General features: G+C 42.9%; 20 protein-coding genes and 2 tRNA genes. 14 read left to right on the top strand and 8 right to left on the bottom strand.

Annotated elements, in window-relative coordinates; genetic code table 11:
* Position 1 precedes the first annotated feature (1 nt).
* The 3 genes from HUO09_RS10375 to HUO09_RS10365 all read right to left on the bottom strand — a co-directional run bounded on the left by HUO09_RS10375 (position 2) and on the right by HUO09_RS10365 (position 2,755).
* On the bottom strand, positions 2 to 976 hold the full coding sequence (locus HUO09_RS10375; RefSeq protein ID WP_188233941.1) for an HlyD family secretion protein: 975 nt from the start codon (positions 974 to 976) through the stop codon (positions 2 to 4).
* Complete coding sequence (locus HUO09_RS10370) at positions 973 to 2,394, bottom strand: TolC family protein (RefSeq protein ID WP_167412491.1); 1,422 nt, start codon at positions 2,392 to 2,394, stop codon at positions 973 to 975. The genes HUO09_RS10375 and HUO09_RS10370 overlap by 4 nt, the downstream gene beginning before the upstream one ends.
* A 127-nt stretch (positions 2,395 to 2,521) precedes the next feature.
* Positions 2,522 to 2,755: a hypothetical protein gene (locus tag HUO09_RS10365; protein WP_167412490.1), complete on the bottom strand. Its 234-nt coding sequence runs from the start codon at positions 2,753 to 2,755 to the stop codon at positions 2,522 to 2,524.
* 357 nt (positions 2,756 to 3,112) lie between these two features.
* Here HUO09_RS10365 and HUO09_RS10360 point away from each other — a divergent pair, with 357 nt between their 5' ends.
* The 4 genes from HUO09_RS10360 to HUO09_RS10345 all read left to right on the top strand — a co-directional run bounded on the left by HUO09_RS10360 (position 3,113) and on the right by HUO09_RS10345 (position 7,110).
* On the top strand, positions 3,113 to 4,732 hold the full coding sequence (locus tag HUO09_RS10360) for a sensor histidine kinase (RefSeq protein ID WP_167412489.1): 1,620 nt from the start codon (positions 3,113 to 3,115) through the stop codon (positions 4,730 to 4,732).
* On the top strand, positions 4,729 to 5,409 hold the full coding sequence (locus HUO09_RS10355; RefSeq protein WP_167412488.1) for a response regulator: 681 nt from the start codon (positions 4,729 to 4,731) through the stop codon (positions 5,407 to 5,409). The genes HUO09_RS10360 and HUO09_RS10355 overlap by 4 nt, the downstream gene beginning before the upstream one ends.
* Before the next feature lie 83 nt (positions 5,410 to 5,492).
* Positions 5,493 to 6,260, top strand: coding sequence for a transporter substrate-binding domain-containing protein (locus tag HUO09_RS10350; RefSeq protein WP_188233940.1), 768 nt, complete (start codon positions 5,493 to 5,495; stop codon positions 6,258 to 6,260).
* Between the two features lie 157 nt (positions 6,261 to 6,417).
* The gene (locus tag HUO09_RS10345; RefSeq protein WP_188233939.1) at positions 6,418 to 7,110 is read left to right on the top strand and encodes a DUF2726 domain-containing protein; all 693 of its coding nucleotides are present in this window, start codon (positions 6,418 to 6,420) and stop codon (positions 7,108 to 7,110) included.
* Positions 7,111 to 7,119: 9 nt separating this feature from the next.
* Here the strand turns inward: HUO09_RS10345 and HUO09_RS10340 are convergent, their stop codons facing one another.
* Entirely contained in the window at positions 7,120 to 8,172 is a 1,053-nt protein-coding gene (locus tag HUO09_RS10340) for a GGDEF domain-containing protein (protein WP_167412485.1), read from the bottom strand.
* A 287-nt stretch (positions 8,173 to 8,459) separates the two neighbouring features.
* Here HUO09_RS10340 and HUO09_RS10335 point away from each other — a divergent pair.
* Together HUO09_RS10335 and HUO09_RS10330 are read left to right on the top strand one after the other, a co-directional pair.
* Positions 8,460 to 8,536, top strand: a tRNA-Val gene (locus tag HUO09_RS10335).
* Positions 8,537 to 8,572: 36 nt separating this feature from the next.
* Positions 8,573 to 8,649 (top strand) — tRNA-Val (locus HUO09_RS10330).
* A 142-nt stretch (positions 8,650 to 8,791) separates the two neighbouring features.
* Here HUO09_RS10330 and HUO09_RS10325 read toward each other — a convergent pair.
* Both HUO09_RS10325 and HUO09_RS10320 read right to left on the bottom strand, forming a co-directional pair.
* The gene (locus HUO09_RS10325; protein WP_188233938.1) at positions 8,792 to 9,361 is read right to left on the bottom strand and encodes a glycoside hydrolase family 108 protein; all 570 of its coding nucleotides are present in this window, start codon (positions 9,359 to 9,361) and stop codon (positions 8,792 to 8,794) included.
* A 312-nt stretch (positions 9,362 to 9,673) separates the two neighbouring features.
* A complete protein-coding gene (locus tag HUO09_RS10320; RefSeq protein ID WP_223159387.1) occupies positions 9,674 to 9,841 on the bottom strand; it encodes a hypothetical protein in 168 nt (55 codons plus the stop codon).
* A gap of 152 nt (positions 9,842 to 9,993) precedes the next feature.
* Here HUO09_RS10320 and HUO09_RS10315 point away from each other — a divergent pair, with 152 nt between their 5' ends.
* Both HUO09_RS10315 and HUO09_RS10310 read left to right on the top strand, forming a co-directional pair.
* Entirely contained in the window at positions 9,994 to 11,040 is a 1,047-nt protein-coding gene (locus HUO09_RS10315) for a tyrosine-type recombinase/integrase (RefSeq protein ID WP_188233936.1), read from the top strand.
* On the top strand, positions 11,037 to 11,279 hold the full coding sequence (locus HUO09_RS10310) for a co-chaperone GroES (protein WP_188233935.1): 243 nt from the start codon (positions 11,037 to 11,039) through the stop codon (positions 11,277 to 11,279). Before HUO09_RS10315 ends, HUO09_RS10310 begins: the two co-directional genes overlap by 4 nt.
* 25 nt (positions 11,280 to 11,304) lie before the next feature.
* On the opposite strand, the gene HUO09_RS10305 is transcribed toward HUO09_RS10310, so the two are convergent.
* A complete protein-coding gene (locus HUO09_RS10305) occupies positions 11,305 to 11,631 on the bottom strand; it encodes a hypothetical protein (RefSeq protein WP_188233934.1) in 327 nt (108 codons plus the stop codon).
* 398 nt (positions 11,632 to 12,029) lie between these two features.
* On the opposite strand from HUO09_RS10305, the gene HUO09_RS10300 reads away from it, so the two are divergent.
* From HUO09_RS10300 to HUO09_RS10275, 6 genes are all read left to right on the top strand, one after another.
* On the top strand, positions 12,030 to 12,722 hold the full coding sequence (locus tag HUO09_RS10300; RefSeq protein ID WP_188233933.1) for a hypothetical protein: 693 nt from the start codon (positions 12,030 to 12,032) through the stop codon (positions 12,720 to 12,722).
* On the top strand, positions 12,722 to 13,687 hold the full coding sequence (locus tag HUO09_RS10295) for a hypothetical protein (RefSeq protein WP_188233932.1): 966 nt from the start codon (positions 12,722 to 12,724) through the stop codon (positions 13,685 to 13,687). The genes HUO09_RS10300 and HUO09_RS10295 overlap by 1 nt, the downstream gene beginning before the upstream one ends.
* A complete protein-coding gene (locus HUO09_RS10290) occupies positions 13,680 to 15,278 on the top strand; it encodes a hypothetical protein (RefSeq protein ID WP_188233931.1) in 1,599 nt (532 codons plus the stop codon). The genes HUO09_RS10295 and HUO09_RS10290 overlap by 8 nt, the downstream gene beginning before the upstream one ends.
* Complete coding sequence (locus HUO09_RS10285; RefSeq protein ID WP_188233930.1) at positions 15,275 to 16,651, top strand: hypothetical protein; 1,377 nt, start codon at positions 15,275 to 15,277, stop codon at positions 16,649 to 16,651. Before HUO09_RS10290 ends, HUO09_RS10285 begins: the two co-directional genes overlap by 4 nt.
* Before the next feature lie 5 nt (positions 16,652 to 16,656).
* Positions 16,657 to 17,745 (top strand): hypothetical protein, encoded by a 1,089-nt coding sequence (locus tag HUO09_RS10280; protein WP_188233929.1) that lies wholly within the window; start codon positions 16,657 to 16,659, stop codon positions 17,743 to 17,745.
* A gap of 93 nt (positions 17,746 to 17,838) precedes the next feature.
* Positions 17,839 to 18,033 (top strand): hypothetical protein, encoded by a 195-nt coding sequence (locus tag HUO09_RS10275; protein WP_188233928.1) that lies wholly within the window; start codon positions 17,839 to 17,841, stop codon positions 18,031 to 18,033.
* 15 nt (positions 18,034 to 18,048) lie between these two features.
* On the opposite strand, the gene HUO09_RS10270 is transcribed toward HUO09_RS10275, so the two are convergent.
* Positions 18,049 to 18,873: a DUF2971 domain-containing protein gene (locus HUO09_RS10270; protein ID WP_188233927.1), complete on the bottom strand. Its 825-nt coding sequence runs from the start codon at positions 18,871 to 18,873 to the stop codon at positions 18,049 to 18,051.
* Positions 18,874 to 19,035: the final 162 nt, after the last annotated feature.

Raw genomic sequence — 19,035 nt, 5'->3', positions numbered from 1 at the left:
TTTATAGTTCAACCACCACGCTCATGCCCATGCGCAAACCGTCAACGGGTTCAACGGGACGAGCCTCAACTTCAAAAGTGCGTAAGTCAAAACCTTGCGTAGCATCGGTAGAACGCCATGTGGCGAAGTCGCCCATTACTGCGATGTGAGTGACTTTAAACGCTAACGTTTTATTCAATGCTGGAACAAAAGCATCAAACTGCGAATCTTTAGCAAAATGGCTGAGCAGGTCTTCTCGAACATTCAGAACGGCCCAAGAATCCTGTGTATCCACAACAGTCACAACAGGGAAACCTTGTGGAGCCAGTTCGCCACTTTGCATTAGTACTTGTGCGACTTCTCCGTCAAACCAACTCGAGATTTGAGTATCTGCGGCATACGCTTCCACTTCGGCTACTGCACCTTCAGCCATGCGAACTTTTTCTGCCGCAGCTTGTTTGGTTTCTTTACGAGCGCCTTCTTGAGCCATGTTGTACATCTGTAGCGCTGAGCTTTCGGTGTACTTCGCTGCTTGCCATTGAGTCAACGCTTCATCTTTTTTCTGCTCAGCAACCACGCCATCTTTATACAGATTATTGACTCGTAAATAAGTCTTCTCTGCTAACTGAGAAGCGGCGCGTGCTTTTAACCATTGGTCTTTAGCCGCTTGAATTTGTTGTTCACGCGCTCCGTTTTCAGCTTCCTGAGCTAACGCACCCGCTGCTTTTTTTCCTGCAATAGCTTGATCAAGCTTGGCTTCAATCTCTGGGCTGTGAATCGTGAATATCAGCTCGCCTTTTTCTACCATATCACCTTTGCGAACATACACTTGGTCTATGCGCCCCGGGACTTTTGAGGAAATGCTATATTGTTGCGATTCGATCTGTCCTTGCAGGTGAATAGGCTTTGGCTGATAAGCTTTATAAAAGCCATAACCGATCCATGAAACCAAAGCTAGGGTGGATACAGCAGCTAGTGTCGTTTTTACAGCCTTCATGATGGATCCTTTTCATTCACAAGTGTTTGAGTTTCAGCGCTTGTCAGAGGAATTGCTGACTTTTTGTAGTTATCAAATGTGTCCATTTCACTGGTCAGTGCGAGCAATTTATTAAGTGAAATAAGGTAATTAAAGCTGGCAACGTATTGCTGAGTTTTAACGCTCGCCAAATAAAGTTCGGCATCTACCACATCAAGAGATGTTGATAAGCCTTGAGTGAATGCTTTCTGACGCAGCTTGAGGTTTTCCTGAGCTAGATTGAGACTGGAGTTTAACCCTGTCACTTCTTCTAGTGCCTGTTCTGCTTCGAGATACGTTTTTTTCACCAATACTTGTAGATCTTGTCTCGCTTGTGCCTTTAAGTATTTGACTTGCGAGACCGCGCTATGGGCTGCCTTGATCTGATCACTACGACCGGTATTTTCAAGCAAAGGGACACTGACGCCGATACCAACCAGCCAGTCTGGCTTCATCTGACTCGCCAATGAGTCATCTTCATAGAGGCTGTAGTCACCGTAAAGGTAAACTTCTGGATAGTATTTGCCTTTTTCTGCGTTGATTAAGCTGCTGGCTTGCTTTTCTTTGGCGTCGAGCAGATCGAGACCCGGATAGGTATTGAGTGTCTGTTCAACAAAGGCGTTTATTGAAGGCAGACTCTGGTTTACAAACAATTCACCATCGGGTTCAACGAGAGTGGTTTGTCCAAGAATTTCGGTTAACGCATTCTGAGCAATATCGAGATCTTTTTGTGCCTTTTTACGCTCAACAGTCGCTTTATCTAATGAAGCTTCCGCTTGAAGTCTCTCTACATGAGCGATTTGCCCTTGCTGCTCCAGTTTTAAAGCGTTATCTCTGTGTTTTGTGAGTCCTGCTTCAACAGAAGAGCGTGTTTCTAGAACTTGCTGGGCTAAAACCACACTGTAATAGTATTTTGCCAAATCTTCATAACGAGCTTGAGTTTCCATAGCAAGCTGGCTTTGGGCTTCTTCTTTCTTTCCTATTGCGGCATCTTGGGCTGCTGAAATTCGGCCGCCAGTGAAAATAGGCCACACGGCTCGAATGGAAGAGCTGAATATATCTCGTTCAGTGACTGTTGAAGTTATTGAACCAATGGAACTGAGTAGAGCGGCAGGGAGAGGGACAGTTTGACCTGTACTCTCCATAATTTGCTGACCGGAGAGAGTCACGTCGTTATCTAATCGAGTGAAGTTCGCTCCCACGCTTATGGAAGGTAAGTTTAGGTTACCTTTTGAATTTTTAAGATGTTCGTAACGCTCTACATTGGCACGTTCTGCGGCGAGGGAATTATTGTTCTGTTTCAGCAACTCCCATGCTTGTTGAAATGAAATTGGCGCAGAATAGGCAGTTTGAATACCAAGCAGAGAGCATACAAAAAGAGTAATAGTTTTTGTCTTCATGTTCAGCTCAGCAATAAAAAATAATTAGAGCTTATGCTCTAATTATTTGCGTGTTAAGTCAACGGGTTTTAGAAAGCATAGTCGCTTATCAGTAAATCACTGTCTGAGACAAAACAAAATGTATTTATTAGAAATGATACTCCGCAGGGCAACAGTAATCGGCTCGCCAAACCAATTTCTTGCTACTTTGCATGGTACTCAGCAATTCTTTACCTGACATCTGCGGAAAAGAGAGGAGTACTAACATGCCATTTGAGCAGGTATCTTTTGGATCATACGCTCTTACGTGGGTGAACGTAGAACACAATTGTCTTGATAACATGTCTTTGGAAAGACAAATCCCTAAGTCGTCCCGTTTCATAAACTTACCCCGTAAACTTTCTGTTGAGTTCTACTTCCTAAACAAAAACTCATTAATCGATAAATAATTCACATAAAAATTCGCTAGCTTGAATGTTCCTATTGGCTTATTAATTATACTGGTCAATTTTTGACTCTGTCGAAGAAAAGCACCCCTGCACAGTGTGATTCCTGCCTAATTTAAAGGATGTAATAGAACTTTGTTACTAGCGCTTTAGCAGTAGTTATCATTCGAATTTTCAGGTGCGAAATCGCAGTCTTTTTCGCAGTCACTTTATTGCGATACGTTGTTCACACTATTCGATACCGCTTTAGCGCTTATGTTAATTAAGTGTTACTTTCTGCCCGGAGGTAACGCATGACTTGGAACAGCATCAGTTTTCGTAAACGCCTGTTAATTATTATGACCTTATCAGGCTTGATTGAACTGTTACTTTTGGTGGCAGCGGGTTTTGCTTATGTGAAACATAGCCAAGAGGAAGAAGTGGGGTTGAAAGCACTTGGTGTCGCTTCATTTTTAGCCCAATCACCAAGCGTCGTTAATATGTTGAAATCAGGGCAAGCGACCGCAGAACAACAAGAACAATTTCGAGATCTGACCCAATTGATTGGGGCCGCCTTTATCTCAATTGGTGATAAGCAGGGAATACGACTTGTTCACCCGCTAGATCAGCGTATTGGAAAACCTATGGTCGGTGGTGATAACTATCGGGCGCTGGTTTCTGGTGAGTCCTACGTCTCTTACGCTAAAGGATCTCTAGGTAAGTCGGTTCGTGGCAAATCAGCAATACGCGATGAAAATGATCAAATCATTGGCGTGGTTTCTGTTGGCTATCTGATTGCGCGTTTGCAAAACCGCATTGAACCATTTCTTATCTACCTAACAGGCATGGCGTTGCTTGTAGTGGCCGCAAACGTTGTGGTATCCAGTTATGCATCTCGTCGATTTCAAAGAGCCATTTTGGGTTTCGAGCCAGAAGAGATTGGTCGTCTGTACGTTGAACTTGATGTGACCATGAGTACTATAAAGGAAGGTATTTTAAGTATCGACTCAAAGGGGTATCTAAGGTCGATCAATAAAAGCGCCTGCGAAATTCTAGGGTTAGATAAAGAGCATGCTCTTAATCGCCTGTTAACCGATTCTCTGCCGGATAGCGACCTGTATACAGTGTTGGAGACAGGGGAAACAGATAAAGACATTGAACTGTTTTTGAATAACCAAAGGCTGATTGCAAACCGCAGTGCGATTATTGTTGATGGTGAAGTGGTGGGCGCGGTGTCGAGTTTCCGTTTAAGAGACGAGATCAACGATCTTACCGAGCAGTTATCACAAACCAAAGCTTATGCAGAAATGCTGAGATCTCAAACACATGAACACCGTAATAAGCTCAACACCATTAGTGGCTTGGTTCAGATGGGAGAACTGGAAGCGGTACAACAACTGATAGGCCAAGAAACCGCGTTGTATCAGAATCTAATTGAATTTCTCCGAGAGACGGTGAAAGACCCGTTGATCGCCGGTTTGCTTTTAGGCAAAACCGAAAGAGCTCGCGAGCTTGGGCTTGAACTTGTTGTTGAACAAGGTTCGAAACTGGAGAATCTGCCCGAGCAAATCAATGCAGAAGATATTGTTACCATACTGGGTAATTTGATTGATAACGCATTTGATGCCTGTCTGTCATCGCTGCGAACGGGTACATACATTTCGCCAGAGCGCCGTATCATTCAAGTGTCCATTAGTGACTATGGACATGAAGTCATTTTGGAAGTGGAAGACCAAGGCTGTGGTTTACCAAAAGGGCTGAGCCAAGATCAACTTCTACAGAAAGGTGTTTCAAGTAAAGCTAAGCATAACAGGGGCGTTGGATTGTATTTAGTTAAGCAGCTTACCGATCGTTATCTAGGGCATTTGGAAATGGTAGCGAATACCCCATTCGGTACACGTATAACGGTTTATTTACCAAAGGAACAACAATGAATACTCGGGTTTTGATCGTAGAAGACGATGTAGCCATTGCTCAGCTTCACAACAAATATTTGGATAAAATTGAAGGCTTCGAAGTGGTAGGCATAGCTACGACTCAAGCAGAGGCGGAGATGCAACTTGATGTTTTAAAACCCAATTTGGTTCTCTTAGATGTGTATTTACCAGATGGGACTGGGTTAGATCTGATTCAGCGTATGCGCGGCCAGAACGACAGTTGTGACGTTATTTTAATTACAGCAGCACGAGAAGTGGAAACCTTGCAACAGGCAATGCGAGGAGGGGTGGTTGATTATCTGTTGAAGCCAGTAATATTCCCACGTTTGGAAGCTGCTCTTAATAAATACCGTTTAAGGCTAGCAGAATTAGGACGAATGGCCGATTTAGATCAGACCTTAGTCGATAAAATGATGACGGCTAATCTTGCTGATGAACCAAAACTCTATAGGCTTCCTAAAGGGATTGATTCTGTAACTTTAGACAAAATTCGTTTTCTATTTCAAACGCCAGTTAGCTTAACGGCTGATGAAGCCGGAGAAAAGATTGGTGCAAGTCGCACGACTGCCCGAAGATATCTTGAGTATTTAATTAGTACAGGTGAATTGCTGGCAGATCTGAAGTATGGAACCGTAGGAAGACCTGAGCGCAGCTATAAAAAGCTGGTACGTTAATGTACAAACACTCTCCATTGTTGCGATAACCATCTACAGTATTAAAAGCCAATCAAAAAAATATTACTTAAGTGGAGAGTTATATGTATCGACGCTTTTTGATGTATTTGTGTGTACTACTGTCGTTGAACGCAGGGGCAGGACATGCACATCCACTTGAATCTATTGTTTATTACACCGAAGACTATCCGCCTTTTAATTTTCGAGAAAATGGAGTTGTTAAAGGCATTTCTGTCGACTTACTTCATGAAATCACCTCACTCTCGGGAGCAGAAGTCCCTGAGAGCAACATCATATTGTTACCTTGGTCTCGTTCATATCGCTCCGCGCTGATTCAGAAAAATAGCGGGTTATTTTCCACGACCAAAACATCCCACAGAGAAGACCTATTTCAATGGGTTGGTCCAATTGATATCGCCAAAGTGGCAGTAATGGCACGTAAAGGAAGCAACGTTGTCATTAACTCACCAATAGATATGGCGAAATATCGCATTGGCGTTATGAGGGACGATGTGGGCGAACAAATGCTGTTTTCTTTAGGGGTTCCAAGAGAATCTATGCAAGAGACAACGCATATCAGCCGTTTGATTGAACTGCTATATAAAAATCGAATCGATTTGTTGGTATATGATGAACGCTCGGCAGGCTGGTTAATTGACAAAGCGGGTTATGGCTCTGACAGTTTCGAAAGCGTATACACACTTGATCAAAGTGAAATTTACTATGCCTTCAACAAAAACGTCGATACGGCGCTGATTAAGGAGATGCAAAAGAATCTCGACAAAGTTAAGAATACAACGGATGCTAATGGCGTAACTCGATATCAGGCAATTGTCGAAAAATATCAGTAGCCAATATCGTTTCGTTAAATGCTAAGCGATGAGCGGCTGGAATGGAATGGCGGTGTTAACATCTCTCAAAAGTCACCATAGGTACTGGTTTTTCAACATAACTTCGGTTATGAATTAACGTGTTAGCGTCGTTTAGTTTAGGAGTCTGCTTTTTATCATGACCAACATTTTTATTGTTGTTGCCATCTTGGTTTTGTTTTTTTATGTCATTCAGAAAACCGTTACTCGTCGTGACGAAACTAAAGACTTTGCATACAAGTCTAAAGGGGCAGTCCTGAATATGACCGAAAGTGCTTTCTATAACGCTCTAAAGACCGCTGTTGGTGAGCATGGAGTCGTGTTAGCGAAAGTGAATATGGCGAATATCATCACCCCGACAAAAACAAACAATAAGAAACAGTGGTTTATTGCTTACAACCGCATTGCAAAAAGCTATTTTGACTTTGTTGTTTGCGATGCTCGTACATTAGAGCCAAGAGTGATCATTGAGCTTGATAACGGCAAAGAACTAAAAAAAGGCAAAGTTGAGCGTGAAAAATTACTTATTCACGTATGTAAATCCGCAAACATTCCACTCATTGGAACCAATGTAAAGCTGAGTTATCAGGTTAGCAAACTGAGACGCTTGCTGGCAGCGCATATCGACCTTATTGAATCTGATAAAGAAGTTCGTTTCTGTAAGCGTTGTGGCAGCCCTATGGTTATAAAAACAGCTAGCCAAGGTGATTTCAAAGGCCGCCGATTTTTTACCTGTAGCCGTCAACCGCACTGTACTTACACCGAAAACTATAATGTGGTGTTTGAGCTGGATAACACTGAAGAAGAACCAAATATTGAGCGTTTTGACTGAATCTAACTATCAACAGGAACTGGTATCTTGCGTGAGATCTTTTGAAGTGCGACTTAAACGGACTTGGTTACGGCCATTTTCTTTTGCTTTATAAAGCTGGAGATCGGCCAGCTTCAGAAGATCACTGAGCTTGTCTCCATCACTGTATTCACAGATGCCAACACTCAGTGTTATTTGGATTCTTTTATCACCAAAAGCGAACAAGTGCTGGCTCATCATAGAGCGAACTCGTTCCCCGACTTGTTCCGCTTGTTCAATAGGATGATCAAACAGGGTAACGCAGAATTCTTCACCACCAATCCGATAAAGGTTATCGTCGCCGACGACTTGGCAAAGTAGGCGAGTCGTTTCCATCAGAACTTTATCACCAGCGTCATGTCCATATTTGTCATTCACTTTCTTGAAATAGTCTAAATCAATAAAAAGCAGACAAAGTGTTGTCTCGTCATCTTTGTGGTTTTCAAAATGCTTAAACGTTGAAGTTAATGATAGACGGTTATGTGCGCCTGTTAACGAGTCTCTAGAAGCTAAATAAGTAAGCGAATTTTCAATGTTTCTGCGGTTGAACTCATAGATATGAGCAATGATCCATATGCACACATAGCAAGAGACAAGGTTGATGAACGCTGGGATGACATCAAAAACATGGTTTGAATCTACCTTATGGTAGATGCTCGCAAGGTGAACGAGCAGTACGCCAAAACAAAAAGCTCGGCCTTGTTTTATACCCAACAAAGAATAAAAAAAGATAGGAAAGAGCATCGTCCATACGTAAGTACCATGCTCAATCGGCTGGACATAGATATTAACAGAAGCGACGAGAGTAAATAGGTAGACAAAACTCTGAATATGGTACTTTTTGTGTTTGTTTTTCTTAGCTAATTGATAAGCATAAAAAGAGTAGGCTCCCAGAATGAGATCGACTCCGGATAGATAATATTTACCCGTTACATGAAAGTGAAAGACCGCGAAACAAAGTGCAATAACTGACATGAAAAGGCTCACTCCCGTTAAGACGGAAGCTCTTAGTGTGTGTGAGTTATCGAAAATATGAATGTCCATTCACTACTTTGATATCGGTTGTAGGTTATTTTTAGGTAAATTCAATATTACGTTTTTAGATTAATCAATCAATCAGTATTTTGGCTCAATGTCACAAAATTAAAGAGAAGTGGTTTACTGGTGTCTTATTAATAAGATGCTAATTAGTTGCAGTAAACAAAGGTTTTCGAAGCTCGGATAAAAAAACACCAAACTGTCTATAGAAAAGCCAATTAGTTCAAAAACCTATAAATTGCACTTGCATGCCTCAGACACAGTCGCTAATATCCCTCTCGTTCTAAAGCAGTGCGTCCGTAGCTCAGTTGGTTAGAGTATCGCCTTGACATGGCGGGGGTCGGTGGTTCGAGTCCACTCGGACGCACCATTCTTAATTGATTAAGAACACTAGAACACAGAATTTGGGTCTATAGCTCAGTTGGTTAGAGTACTACCTTGACATGGTAGGGGTCGGCAGTTCGAGTCTGCCTAGACCCACCAAATTTTCGATGAAGCCCGCATCTCTGCGGGCTTTGTTGTATCTGGGCTCAGGCGATTTTCCCATAGTTGAATTTAAGGTGAAAATAAGCCTGTTTAACTAGGTGGTTCCAAAACGGTTCCAATATGGTTCCAAAACTCCCCTTTAATTTCCCTGAATACCAACCCGATTTTTCATCCATCCGTAGATGAAGCTTTCATTGTTTTCCCTGGATAGAGTTATATCCAAATAACGACCACCTTGGCTGCAGTTGAGTGATTTCCACAATACAATTTCACCCTCTTGGCCACGTTTACTTAAGAACGTTTTCAGAGCAGTGATTGTTGCAGGGCCAACTTGGCCATCGATGACCAAGTCGTTGTAATAAGATTGCTTGTTGTTGAATACATTTAACCAACGCTGCAGGAATACAGCTGCGGTGTTCTGGCCTATATTGATTCCGGTATCGATAAGTTCTTCACCAACGATAGCGCTTATAGCATGCACTTCGTCGAAACGTACTCGTTGAACGTATTCGTTCAGGTACAAAGACTCTGCTTGTTGAGGCGTTAAGTCTTCCATTTTGCCAGTAAAGCCTAAGCGACGTGCTGTGGCTTCTGTTATGCCGTAGGTCGTATCACCGCCCAGGTCATCAGTGTGGTTAGATCTGAATCCTTCCTTTTTCATAGCTTCAAGGATGATTTCATTAATAGTTCTTGGTTTAGGTATACACATAGCGTTCTCCTTTGGTTGCTATGCGCATTCTTATCTTGCTGGAAACTCCTTAAGAGGGCGTTCTTGCGATGATATTGATGTTTACCTCTTAACTATTCAGAACGCCCAACATAAAGGGCGTTTCTTTCGTTGTTATGTCTTCCCCCGCACCCCCTAATAGAATATGGGCGCTTAGATAGAGCTCTGGGCTTGAAAATAAGATGGCGGCTCCAGGGGCTTTCGTCAATTTGGATAGCACGCATACTGGCAAAAACCTATGGACTTATGGGTTAGTTTTTCTAATCCATTGCTATTACTAGGTTTGTAACAAAATTACTCCCATGGATTAGCAGTAAATTCCCATGGATTGTGCTCTATTTCCCATGGGTTATATTTTTGCCGTTTTTCCGGTGTTCCTTCTTTCTTTTCTTTCTTTTCTTTCTTTTTTAATAAAAAGAGAGAGATAGAGAACAGGAAAGGAAGAAATACGAGTACAGGCATTCCCATGGATTATTTTTACTGCTCATTTTTTGTTCCATGGGTTTTTTAGTCTCCCATGGGTTTTTCCATGGATTATTTTAGCCCCTCCTAATAGCGTGAAGCCTTGTGGATACTGGCGTTAGAGAGTTTTTAACTTGTGAGTCCATGGTTCCATGTATTTTTCTGCCCCTGCCACCCAAATAAAAAATGAAACTAAGTGCGATGATCTCGTTGATCAATTTCTTACATGGAAGCAGGAGAATGAGAACTGCAGTGCTAGAACTGTGAGGAAATATCGAGGGTTGCTTAACCAGTTGGGGAAGTTTCTGAACGGAAACTTTGCTAACGCTGAGCTTAAAATTTTGGAGCAGTTCTCTGGCGGCTGGTTGCATCGAGCTGGTTATTCAGCAGCATCGCGAAAAGTTGCTGTTGCTGCTATTCGAGGGTTCTATTCTTTTCTTGCTAAGCGCCGTATGGTTTCTAAAAACCCGGCTCAAGATTTGGTTTACCCCCGAATGGGACGCAGGCTTCCAAGGTTCATGGGTCTTAAAAGCGCCGAGGCATTATTGTTTCAGCCTGACTTATCGTCATTATCTGGCGTTCGAGATAGTGCTATGTTGGCATTACTCATTGGTTGTGGCTTTCGAGTCGCGGGTTTGTGTGGGTTGAATGAATCACAGTTAATTTGGTATCAGTATGGTGAAGTTGAGCGTTTGGCCATAAGAACATTAGAGAAAGGTGAACGAGAGCGTTTAGTGCCGGTACCACTTGAAGCCATGCTTTTAGTTCAAGCGTATCTTGGCCACCAAGACTTAAGAAATGTTGACCGCTTACTCGAGAACGGTGACCAAGTATTGTTTGTTAATTTGCGTAATCGCCACGTTCCTGAATGGGAACATCGAGGTGAGTTGCGTCGTTTATCTACTCGAGCAGTCGATAGAATGATAAAACGATATGCTATCGATGCCGGAGTTCCTGAAGACCAGGCACATGCTCATGCTATTCGTCACTTGTTTGGTACCGAACTGGCCGAGTCCGATTCCTCTACACTGCAAATTCAAGCGCTAATGGGACATGCTGACCCGAAGACCTCAGAAATTTACACTCATATCTCGATGCGTAAGATGACGAATGTGCTCGATAAAGGAAACCCTTTAAGTAAGATGGACACGCCAGTTTCTGCATTACTGAACGAGTTCAAAAAGGGTAAGTTGGTATGAAGCTAAGACCGTTGCACGATTGGGTAGTCATTGAACGTGATAAGCCGGTTGGCGGTTTACTTTGGGTTCCGGATAAACCTGTGAATCGAGGTACCGTTACAGCTATAGGACCAAAGGTTAAAGAAGTAAGTGTTGGCAATAAGGTTCAATTTAATCCTTATGCTGGCCTTGAGGTTTCGGCTCATGGCCAGACTTGGCTATTCGTTAATGAAGATGAAATATCTATTATGATCAAATAAATAGAGTTATTTTATGCGTGGTGTTTTATAGATTTTCACTAGATTCATTTTCTATTTCAAACACAGGTATTTCTGTAGTACAACCTTTAGGTTCTTTAGTTTGCTGTACGTCGTCTATATCAGCATAACCATTGAAACCTTCGCATTTAGCAGTAACCGTCCATTCAAAAGTACCGTGTTCAGTTATTGCTTCATAAACATCGACCATAACACTGTCATTTGGTTCTTTATATCCACCACTGGGTTCGTCAAACGATTTTCGATTGATTCGAGTAATTTCGTCAATACTAAAATCCTCTTCCCCGAATGTATAGTTTACAGAAGAACCATTCCACGTAATTTCCCATGCCATAAATAACCTCTGTTATTTGAGTATAATGAACTAGTTAATATTAGGGCTATTCGGTTAAACCCCAAGGTGTAAACTGAAATTTAATTATCACGTAGATTAAACCTATTCTACACCATTTCCATTTTCTAACTTTTGAGTGCTCTACCCAGACTTCCTTACTGCACTTTAACGTCTTAGAACTTATATAACCCGTCTTTAACTTATTTTCTAAACTCAGGTATACTGGATGTTGTCGGACGATTGCGGGACCTCTGAGAACTCACCTTCGAAACGACCAAACTCTGAAACGTGATATCTATCACTAGCTGCACATACTAACAGAATGCGCAGTTCATCAGCTTACTGTGGTGACCGAGCCTTTGTGTTTACTGGATACAGTTTTCATAAAGGACTAGGTAATGTGCAGTTCAATTCAAAAATATCTAGATGTACTTAAGGATCATCAGGTCACTGCTCATGGGGTGGGGGCTCGGCATAAAGATTTACCCCTGCCGATAGAGGGGGGTAGGTACCTAGATAACTACACCAAATTAGAACTTTCATTAAGTGATCTTGAGTTAGAAAAGGCATTTAGCTGTTTACCTCTTCCAAGCCATTGGGCCGAAATCCAGAAGCATATCGGTGCATTAAAGTTTTTAGAGTTGTGGCGAGGTTTAGAAGAACTTCGGACTGGTCATCGGTTACGCATTCAAATTGGTAAGTTGAAGGACAAACACCTGCAGATGACCACTGAAGAGTTTGAGCTTTGGCTTGATGCTCAGCGTTTATCTAAGCCATGGTTTGAAGTCTACTATTCGACATCTCCGGAACAATATCGCTTTATATGGAAAACTCTTTACGACGTTGCTTTCTATCCGGGGAGAAGAACGCTGCGAGTTTACGTCCCTCTTTTTAATACCTGGAATACGCATTTAAAACACATCCTAATGTTTAGTCTTCTTAATGCAGGCGTCCCCAAGCACAAAGTTTCACAACACCTTTTATTTTGGACAGGCCAAACCGCGTCGCAATCACGCATCAACTTAGCTTCAAAGATGATTACTGATTTGAATCCCTCCAATCACAATCAAAAATCAGGCGAAATGGTGTGATGAACGAGCATAAACAGCCAAAGTCCATGATTACATTCAAGTGCGCCTCTTGTGATTACACATTCAAGAGCGAAGCATCACGCATTGAAGAAGAACCAAACCGAGCGCACCCGTATAGATACTTCGCTACTTGCGACAGCTGTCAGCGCGAAGTGCAGCAAGTTCCTTGGGAGGTCGGTCAGTTCTGTGCAGTACTGGCAGCGACAGGACCAAGAACAACGGAAGGCAAAGCCAAATCATCAGCAAATTTGCAGGAAGTAAGCAACAGGGGAGTCAGCCGATTCAACGCGCTTAAGCACGGCGCCAACGCAAAAACTGCCTTGTTTTTCCCAGCTCGCCCTGGCAAATACCCGCAGTGTAAAACCTGCGATGTTGACCATGCCTATTGCGCGACTCAGCCTGCTTGTATCAAACGAACTGAACTAATGATGCAGCACCTCATCGCCTTTCAGTCCAATGACCCAACAAAACTCACCGAACTGCATGCTATCAACCAGGCGAACTTGGCCGCGATATTTCAGGACATGATGCAAACCATCGTGTCTGATGGTGTAGCTTTGCGTAATCCCGTTTATGACTTCGATAAAGAAGGTGGTTTCCATATTGGCCAGTACAAAAATGCTCATGGCGTGATGGAAACCATTGAGGAAGTGAAAGCGCACCCACTGCTCAAGCCAATGCTTGAGATGCTGAGCAAAAACAACATGTCGATGGCTGATCTCAACATGACTCCTAAAGTCCAAGTTGACCACGGCATCGAGATGGGCAAAACGCTGGAACATGAAGATGAACGTGAATCTGCACTTGAGTATCAACGTAAGATGTCAGAACAAATGGACGGATTACGCGACATGATCTCCCGTTCTAAGCAACGTGTGAGAAGTGACGACATTTTGCTGGAACACAATCAGGAATATTCTGCAGAAGACGCTGATGTCATTGATGGCGAGGTAAATAATGGCTGAACGCGTCACAGCGAAAGAGCGGGTTGAAATCCAGAGCAGAGCTGAAACTGAGATTATGCGATATGCCGGAAACCACGGCATGTGGCACAAACATGTTCACAACGTAGAGCTTGACCCAGTCCAGTTGCTCAAAATGGAAGAAATGGATACGCACCAAAACACGGTTGATTACAGTTGTCGTCGTACTGGTAAAACTGCCGTCAAAGAAATGTACTTTTTGGAGTACAACGCTATCAATGGCGATCAGGAAGGCGGTATTGTCGCTCCTCGTGAAGCTCAGTCATTGGTGAATCTTAGTTATCATTTGGATGCGATTCGTCGCTCCGACATTTTGAACGGATACATCGCTTATAAATCGGGGCGTAAGCAGCTGGCAGACACCTATTACGAATTCGCTAACCGTTCAAAAGCGCGAGCTTACGGCATCATGGCGAACGTCGATGGTGGTGACTTAACCTGGGCATCATTAGAAGAAGTTGATGATATGGATTCTGATCGTCTTTACGGTCGATTCCTATTGATGATGGGCTCAAACCGCCGTTTAGGTGCAAGTAAAACAGCCATCAATAAACCACAAATCCGCATCACTGGTGTTTTCAAAGGTGCTGATACTCTCAGTGGTTTGATAGATTCTGGCGAATATAGCTGCCTGCCAACGGTTGATTGTTACCTCGGCATTGAGCTCGGGATTTTGAATGAAGAATTCATCATGTCGATGCGTAAGCAGTTGCCTGAAGATGAATACATTCGTCAGTTGCTGTGCATTAACGTTGCCGCTAAAAACTTGATTTGGGAAAAGTACATTCGCTATGCCATTCAGGTTGGCGTTCGCATTGGTTTGGAACCAGTAGAGCCGGAACCTTACACTGTTTACAAAAAACGTGGCGTACTCTCTTTTGGCTATGACCATACAGGTCACGGTGAGAACCTAGCTTCCTCTCGCTCCTCGCTGATTGTCGAAGAACAAATCGGTAACTTCTCGGTCGTTATATTCGCTAGAACTTGGCACCCGGGAACGGATGAAAGCGTTATTCGTAAAGATTTAGTCGGATTTTGGCGTTACTTTCGCCCTGATTACGCTATCGGTGATGCCTTTGGTATCGGGCTTATCACACAGGTTAACGATGATCTATTTGCTGAAGGCTTAACGCAAATCGACCGCAAAAGTATTGGTGGCGGTGAGAGCACGGCAACAACATGGCCAGAATGGGCGTTTTCCCCTCTACGTTTTGAAGGTATGGCTAAACACCAAATGGCTCAGTCATTACGTAGCGCATACCACAACCGTCAAATGGTGCTTCCTTACGTTGACGACCGAGATACTGACCCCGCATTAGAAGATTACGTCAGCCTGCCAAGGCAGCTTAAAAACATCAAACCATCACCTGTGAAAGCGGGTAGTTACAGCAGTTATCAGATGGTGAAGAAAGCTCTAGGTGATGACTTATTTGACGCACATATGGCTTCACATTGGGCACTCGTTACTCAAGGTGCTGCGCCAGTACCAAGCATCATCACTATTCACCATAAAACACGCGAACAACTTCTAGGCGCCCCAAGCGCATTCGATCAGCTAAGGAATTTACGATGAGCAAGTTCTCCCAAATTTGGGCCATCTTGAGAAATAGACCTCTTCCTTCCGCGCCTAATACATCAGGTAACCATCATGGAGAGGCGACAACAGAGAAAGGTCATATTGCTGATCCAGAGCGTTCGGTGCAGTACCTCTATGACCAAATGCAAATCGACCCTCAATTAAGAGCTGCCATCGTAACTATTCGATATATGGATAAGGTCGATCCAAGGGTTAAGAAAATTCACCGCCGTATAGCTCGTGATGCCACCAAAGGCGGTTTGAAATTGCATTGGATTGGTAAAGAAAGCCCTCGCATCAACAAACTATGGCAGCAGTTTGTTTTGCGTCTGCAGATAAACAACCGTATGAAGCTGATGAGTGATGCAGCAGGCTTGGCTAAAGAGGGTAACCTTCCTCTGCAATGGATCGTCAATGAGTTACGTCAGGTAACAGGCTCGCTGCGTATGCCTACAGAGACCATTATTCCTATCGTTGACCAAACAGGGCGTTTTAAAGATACCAAGAAAGCGTTTCGTCAGGTTCACCCAGTGACTATGCAAGAGCTGTGTACCTTTCCATTGTGGCAGTTGACGGTTAGCCGTTTGGACCCTGATAACTTCGATGATATGGGGTGTATGGGGCGCCCATATATGGATGCTTCCCGTGGTATTTGGCAGAAATTGAATATGACGGAAGAGGACCTCGTTATTCGTCGTCGTACTCGAGCACCGCAGAAGCTAGCTCACTCACTAGATGGCGCTAACCAAGAGGCTCTGGATGAATATCGAGCGCGTGTAGAAGGGGAGTCAGGTGAAATTGCTACCGACTTTTACGGTAACAAACTCAGCGTTACTGCGGTTGGTGGTGATGCTAACCTGGAACAAATCGCAGATATCACTTTGCTGATTGATGCGTTCTTCTCTGGCGCTCCAGCTCCAAAAGGTTTGTTTGGTTATGTGGATGACTTAGCTCGTGATGTTCTGGAAGACTTGAAACGTGACTATTACGAAGAAATCGATTCATTGCAGGACGCATTGGCTTATGCCTATGAAGATGGTTTTAAGCTGCAGTTATTGTTAGCTGGTATTAATCCGGACTCTTATCAGTTCCAGGTTCAATTCGCTGAACGTATGACTGACAGCAAAAACCAATGTGCAGATTTGGCTCTTAAATATCAGGCTTTGGGTATGCCGCGTAAACTTGCCTGGGAAGCAGCTGGTGTTGATATTCAACGAGCGGAGGCAATGCGAGAAGAAGAGGCCAACAGCAATGATCCTTATCCAGAGCATAACGAACTGGAAGAAGAGGAAGATGGAAAACCGAAAGTTAGCATCACACCAAACAATCAGCCGAAAGGCGAAAGCGCAACCTCAATCAGTAATGGGTAAATGGAATGACTGATAATCAACGTACTCAGGTAAAAGCCACCATTCGCAGAGCGATGCAGGCAGCAGAACGGGCAACCAATGAACTTGATGCTCAAGCTATGAGGGAACTGGCAACTCTGTATCAGTCTGCACTAGTCGAAATTCAATATCTCATTACCAATGCTGCAGATGAACTAGGCATGGTTCGACTTTCCCAGTTACAAGCTCTTACCACTCAGATTGAAGGTATCCTTAATCAGATAAACCTCACTCAGTCGAATATGGTTGATGGTTATATCGTTGAAGCGGCTAAGAACGGTGGCAATACGTTTTCTACCAGCATTCCTGTTGAGAGAGTTTCGCAGTCTATTGATTCAGCGGCTTTAGCTGTGCGAACTATGAAGCAAAAAGATGGTTTACAGCTTAGCGATCGTCTCTGGCGTGTTCATCGCAATGCAAAAGAACAGTTAATTCAGGCTGTAGAACGTGCGGTTATTTTGGGTAACTCTGCAGCTGATGCTGCTCAGGAATATCAGCGAAGGGCTGGAGCAGTACCGACAGAAATTACTCAACAGGCAAACATGGCAAGTAGCTCGGCACTCAGTAAAAAAATGAAAGATGCCCTGATAGACGATCAAGGCACACCGTATCACCAAATTAAGCGAGTGATGCGTACTGAAATCAACCGAGCTCATGGCATGGCTTTTCAGAATTCAGCCTTTGAGAATGAGTTTGTTGTTGGTACCAAATTTAAACTTAGCCCTAATCACCCAAGGCGGGATATTTGCGATATGCACGCAAGGGTTAATCTGTATGGCTTGGGAAAAGGTGTTTATCCGAAAGGAAAGAGCCCATGGCCAGCGCATCCAAATACATTGAGTTATGAACAAGTGGTGTTCATCGATGAAATCACAGAAGACGATAGAACTAATACATCAAATCGCATTGATTGGTTAAAAGGGCAAAGCAGAGACACACAAAAAGCGGTGCTTGGCCATGATAAAAAGGTGTCAGCATTACATCGGGATATCCTGTCTCAAAACATGATAGCTACGCCTTGGAAGCACGTAGAACCAGCCTTGAAACGTAAGGGTATTGATACTGACAGCCTGTGAATAACTTGCCCCCTGTTTTCCACGTAGATTTCCTTATAATGCTTACGTCAGTCAAAAAGTTAGAGACAATCAGTCAGTTGCTAGGGGATTACAATGAGTGTTGCACCAAATCAAAATCATCAGCCAAACCAAACCACTCAGCTAATCAGTAAGGTCACTTGTATTTGTGGCCACTGCATTTGTGATAGCGAAGGTATCATCCGTTCTCGATGCGTGAAGCTTCATGAAGGTACAGCATTGTGCCGTTGTAAGCGTTGGGTAAAAGTGCCAGTTGTAAAAAAAGCCTGAGATTCAGGCTTTCTATTAGAATTTTGCTGGGCGGATTCCGATTGAACTTTGTTTAAAGAACGCTTCTTTATAAGTTACATCATTGTTGTACCTGTCTCTTATAAAGCGTTTTAGACGGACATCCATTCGCCCCCCAAATATGATGGATTTAATCGCCTTGGGCTCATGCCTAACTATTTTGAAATTCGGGGCGTGGGTTACAGTTAATTCATCTATGTTTTTGTTACTTAACTGAAGCCGATACTCGTTTTCATAAGCCCACTCTTTGAGTTTTATTCTCATAATCCTCCAGAATTCGTCACCTACAGCTTTAGATTCCTCTTCAAAGAAAACGCTTCTAATAAAACGGATCATTTCAAACTCGCCAATACTATCCAAATAAGTCACTTTGCTGGCTTGCATAAAATCACTTTCCCACTCTATACAAAACCCATGATGTTCATTTGCATAGTGGGACCACATGAGGTTATTAAGTGCGTCAGGTGTAACGCAGTAAAATACATAGCTATCTAAAGTTTGGTTTATGTGCTTAAGGTATTCATCAAACTTTCTCTTCCCTTGCTCACCTTTCATCCATGGCCTGTTTTTTTCCCTTTGTAAATAGGGCATTGCTCTTAATAACTCTCTTATTTGATGCTTATTAGGAGTATGAATCTTTATTTTTGTATCAAAAGGATCGTTGAAAGCTGTCCTGCTTGTAAATTTGGATGTGTGATTGAATAGATTAGCTAGCGAATATTCACCAATAGCTTTAAGTTCTTCATTATTTGTTGTTTCTATTATTTTATTTACATCGTATGTAGGACAATATTTGTAAAAATATTTGGGTTGTTCTTCCATAAATTTCCCTACTGTATGGCGATTAAAAGGTCCGTGTTCGGCACAGACTTTTTTTAAAACATGTGTGATTAATGGTTGCGCAATGCAACAAATTGTCGCATTATTATCTCGACGAATGCACAAGCCAAAAAAACACTAAACACTAAACACTAAACACTAAAC

It is taken from the genome of Vibrio sp. Y2-5, assembly GCF_014596725.1.
Classification (GTDB): Bacteria; Pseudomonadota; Gammaproteobacteria; order Enterobacterales; family Vibrionaceae; genus Vibrio.
This window is presented reverse-complemented; position numbering and strand designations above follow the sequence as displayed.

What these genes read in the sequence shown, in the direction of transcription:
- HUO09_RS10375 (WP_188233941.1), bottom strand. Translation starts at nt 976, where the DNA reads ATGAAGGCTGTAAAAACGACACTAGCTGCTGTATCCACCCTAGCTTTG.
- HUO09_RS10370 (WP_167412491.1), bottom strand. Translation starts at nt 2,394, where the DNA reads ATGAAGACAAAAACTATTACTCTTTTTGTATGCTCTCTGCTTGGTATT.
- HUO09_RS10365 (WP_167412490.1), bottom strand. Translation starts at nt 2,755, where the DNA reads ATGAAACGGGACGACTTAGGGATTTGTCTTTCCAAAGACATGTTATCA.
- HUO09_RS10360 (WP_167412489.1), top strand. Translation starts at nt 3,113, where the DNA reads ATGACTTGGAACAGCATCAGTTTTCGTAAACGCCTGTTAATTATTATG.
- HUO09_RS10355 (WP_167412488.1), top strand. Translation starts at nt 4,729, where the DNA reads ATGAATACTCGGGTTTTGATCGTAGAAGACGATGTAGCCATTGCTCAG.
- HUO09_RS10350 (WP_188233940.1), top strand. Translation starts at nt 5,493, where the DNA reads ATGTATCGACGCTTTTTGATGTATTTGTGTGTACTACTGTCGTTGAAC.
- HUO09_RS10345 (WP_188233939.1), top strand. Translation starts at nt 6,418, where the DNA reads ATGACCAACATTTTTATTGTTGTTGCCATCTTGGTTTTGTTTTTTTAT.
- HUO09_RS10340 (WP_167412485.1), bottom strand. Translation starts at nt 8,172, where the DNA reads ATGGACATTCATATTTTCGATAACTCACACACACTAAGAGCTTCCGTC.
- HUO09_RS10325 (WP_188233938.1), bottom strand. Translation starts at nt 9,361, where the DNA reads ATGTGTATACCTAAACCAAGAACTATTAATGAAATCATCCTTGAAGCT.
- HUO09_RS10320 (WP_223159387.1), bottom strand. Translation starts at nt 9,841, where the DNA reads ATGCCTGTACTCGTATTTCTTCCTTTCCTGTTCTCTATCTCTCTCTTT.
- HUO09_RS10315 (WP_188233936.1), top strand. Translation starts at nt 9,994, where the DNA reads ATGTATTTTTCTGCCCCTGCCACCCAAATAAAAAATGAAACTAAGTGC.
- HUO09_RS10310 (WP_188233935.1), top strand. Translation starts at nt 11,037, where the DNA reads ATGAAGCTAAGACCGTTGCACGATTGGGTAGTCATTGAACGTGATAAG.
- HUO09_RS10305 (WP_188233934.1), bottom strand. Translation starts at nt 11,631, where the DNA reads ATGGCATGGGAAATTACGTGGAATGGTTCTTCTGTAAACTATACATTC.
- HUO09_RS10300 (WP_188233933.1), top strand. Translation starts at nt 12,030, where the DNA reads ATGTGCAGTTCAATTCAAAAATATCTAGATGTACTTAAGGATCATCAG.
- HUO09_RS10295 (WP_188233932.1), top strand. Translation starts at nt 12,722, where the DNA reads ATGAACGAGCATAAACAGCCAAAGTCCATGATTACATTCAAGTGCGCC.
- HUO09_RS10290 (WP_188233931.1), top strand. Translation starts at nt 13,680, where the DNA reads ATGGCTGAACGCGTCACAGCGAAAGAGCGGGTTGAAATCCAGAGCAGA.
- HUO09_RS10285 (WP_188233930.1), top strand. Translation starts at nt 15,275, where the DNA reads ATGAGCAAGTTCTCCCAAATTTGGGCCATCTTGAGAAATAGACCTCTT.
- HUO09_RS10280 (WP_188233929.1), top strand. Translation starts at nt 16,657, where the DNA reads ATGACTGATAATCAACGTACTCAGGTAAAAGCCACCATTCGCAGAGCG.
- HUO09_RS10275 (WP_188233928.1), top strand. Translation starts at nt 17,839, where the DNA reads ATGAGTGTTGCACCAAATCAAAATCATCAGCCAAACCAAACCACTCAG.
- HUO09_RS10270 (WP_188233927.1), bottom strand. Translation starts at nt 18,873, where the DNA reads ATGGAAGAACAACCCAAATATTTTTACAAATATTGTCCTACATACGAT.